Below are 2,273 nucleotides of genomic sequence, written 5' to 3'. Positions count from 1 at the left end.
GCGCCAGTGCTTGGGCCAGGTTTCGGGTAGGTAGAGTGTGACGCGGCGGTCCGAGGTGGAGATCCGGGCGACGCCCCTATCTGCATGACTCCGGTTATGGCCTTGCCCCCGTTGGGTGGACACCTCACAAGAGAGAATGTGTCGATGCCGCTGGTCCCCATCGTCGTGTACGGGTGCACTGGCGCCGAAACTGTCCGTTTCACCAACCCCGTGCGATACGACGGGGGGTCGAGTCGGTCCGGGGGCAGATGTTGAGCTAAAGCCGTGGGTCCGACAATCGCGTTCGAGGGCGCAGTAGCCGCATAAAATGCGGGGGGAGGCCGAATCTCCGGCCACCTGATTCAGGAGATTACCTATGCGCGAAACACTAATTTTTCAGGGCCTTCTGACACTGATTGGGATTGGTTTTGTCGTCGCTGGGATCGATTATATGTCGACGAGCGTGCCGCTGGGAGTTTTCGGCGCTGTGGGTGGCCTGCTCATAATTGCCGGGGCGACCATAGTGGCCGTGCGCAAAAAACGAGCGCAAGAACGACGGTAATTCGAACTCCGAAAGGCTCGCAGCGGCGACCACGGTGAGCAAGAGTGAATCCTTAGGGGAACCACCATGGGGCACGTCAACGAGTCAGCTACGCCAGGAGCAGCCCTCTATTCTGATAACCGACACATCGTAGAGAAATATTTATAGCTACGCGGGAGTCAGTTGCTTAGGTGTCCCTTGTCGCGGCGGCCTGCGGCAGGGTTCCGGGTACGAAAGTCGCGCCTGACCAGCACGGCAGTGCTGTGCTGCGATATCTGAAGAGGGAGCAATAGATGAAACGATCGCCCATCACCACCGCACTTGACGTGATCGCCGTCACCGCATTGGTCATCTCGGCAACTACGGACGTCGTCAAGGCCAGAGAGGAATGGCGACTTCGCCTGGGCTCCGCATGGGCAGACCACAGTCGCCCGCGCCGATTTCGGAGGCAACTTCAGCAACGGATGGATCAAAAGACGAGCCCTGAACTTGCCGACCTGATCTACCAAGGGAATCTGGATCAGGCGATCGAACTCGCGAACCAGCTCAACCCGGATGAGATCTATAAGCGTATTTTTCGTGACGACGAACGGCACCTTCATGACGAGGCGCCTTGTGATGTTTTCCTTCGCCGCTGGTACCAGACTTTGGAGAGCCCCTACCTGCGTGCTGAAGCTGCGGACTGTTTTGTGAGCGCCTATACGACGGAACTCGCGCCCGTACCCAACGGCGAGTACATCGGTGCTTATATGCGTACCGAATCGTTGCGCGAACTCATCACAAAGGTCGCCAGCGCGATCCTGGGCCCGGAATTGAAAGACCTGGAAGATACTCCTGAGCACCCGCTCGATGCCGCCTCGGCAGAAAAGTGGCGTGCCGTCGGCCGGATCCTTGCAGATATCGAGCTGCCTCCCGTCGTATCACCAGTCGCTCCTCCGGAGGAAGCAGAGACGAACTGACACAGGTGGCATCCGGGCATCCGATCGCGGGTACCACCCACTCTTGTTTTCCGCCCTTCCGCAGGGGGAACCCCAACTGAGACACGAGAAAGCGCCGTAACGCCTACTCACGCAGGCGGACTATCCAGCCGACGACCTTTCCGTGATGACCGCGCGACTGGCGAAAGATCAGCACACTGCGCTGCATGGCGCCCCCTGTTTCCGGCACCAGAACACCGCGTTCCTTTGGATCCTTCGAAGGGTGGTAGCGAACCGAGATCTGATCAATTCGCGCAACGCGACCGGACAGCTGCGTCCGATCCGACTGGCCGGAAGGGTCGCGGACGGCGTCGGCATAGGTGTCGAGCTGCAAGGGGATAGTGCGGCGGCCAGCGAACAGGCGGGAAACTCAGTTCTGGTCCATGGGCCCCAGCGACCAGTCGACGTGTTGGTCAAGTGCAACGTCCAAACTGTCCTCGGCAACCTGCCATTCTGTGAACCACACGTCGGTATCGCGGGGTTCCTGGCTCGGGACGATGTCCTCCGGCTCGACCGCCCCCACGTCCATCCGATCGATTGGCTCGTAGGTGCCGACGTAGCGCACCCGAACACCGGTATCGCGCTTGCTCTCTTTATTCGAACGCGTCGTGGGCGTTCAAGACAAGAGACAACGCGCGCCGATAGGCGCGCGCCTGGTGATATCGGAAGAGAGACGCGAAAGCTGCACCGTCCGCGCCCTACGTGCCAGGGTTGGGTGAGGCCAGTAGCTAACAGCAAGTCCGCCGTGTGACGTAGGGCGAGAATCAGGAATCATC

Annotated in this window: 4 protein-coding genes; 2 read left to right on the top strand and 2 right to left on the bottom strand. The window is 59.9% G+C overall.

What is annotated here, in order from left to right:
- Positions 1–355 precede the first annotated feature (355 nt).
- Both CXY71_RS20470 and CXY71_RS00210 read left to right on the top strand, forming a co-directional pair.
- Positions 356–541 (top strand): hypothetical protein, encoded by a 186-nt coding sequence (locus tag CXY71_RS20470; RefSeq protein WP_146072684.1) that lies wholly within the window; start codon positions 356–358, stop codon positions 539–541.
- Positions 542–813: 272 nt separating this feature from the next.
- On the top strand, positions 814–1,479 hold the full coding sequence (locus tag CXY71_RS00210) for a hypothetical protein (RefSeq protein ID WP_104133739.1): 666 nt from the start codon (positions 814–816) through the stop codon (positions 1,477–1,479).
- Between the two features lie 103 nt (positions 1,480–1,582).
- Here CXY71_RS00210 and CXY71_RS00205 read toward each other — a convergent pair whose 3' ends face one another.
- Positions 1,583–1,831, bottom strand: coding sequence for a hypothetical protein (locus CXY71_RS00205; protein WP_104133738.1), 249 nt, complete (start codon positions 1,829–1,831; stop codon positions 1,583–1,585).
- A gap of 36 nt (positions 1,832–1,867) precedes the next feature.
- Positions 1,868–2,062: a hypothetical protein gene (locus tag CXY71_RS00200; protein ID WP_104133737.1), complete on the bottom strand. Its 195-nt coding sequence runs from the start codon at positions 2,060–2,062 to the stop codon at positions 1,868–1,870.
- Positions 2,063–2,273: the final 211 nt, after the last annotated feature.

Origin of the sequence: Cryobacterium sp. Y62, assembly GCF_002929785.1 — a bacterium.
Classification (GTDB): Bacteria; Actinomycetota; Actinomycetes; order Actinomycetales; family Microbacteriaceae; genus Cryobacterium.
This window is presented reverse-complemented; position numbering and strand designations above follow the sequence as displayed.

Bases quoted from the DNA above. Each gene is read 5' to 3' on its own strand.
- CXY71_RS20470 (WP_146072684.1), top strand. From the start codon at position 356: ATGCGCGAAACACTAATTTTTCAGGGCCTTCTGACACTGATTGGGATT.
- CXY71_RS00210 (WP_104133739.1), top strand. From the start codon at position 814: ATGAAACGATCGCCCATCACCACCGCACTTGACGTGATCGCCGTCACC.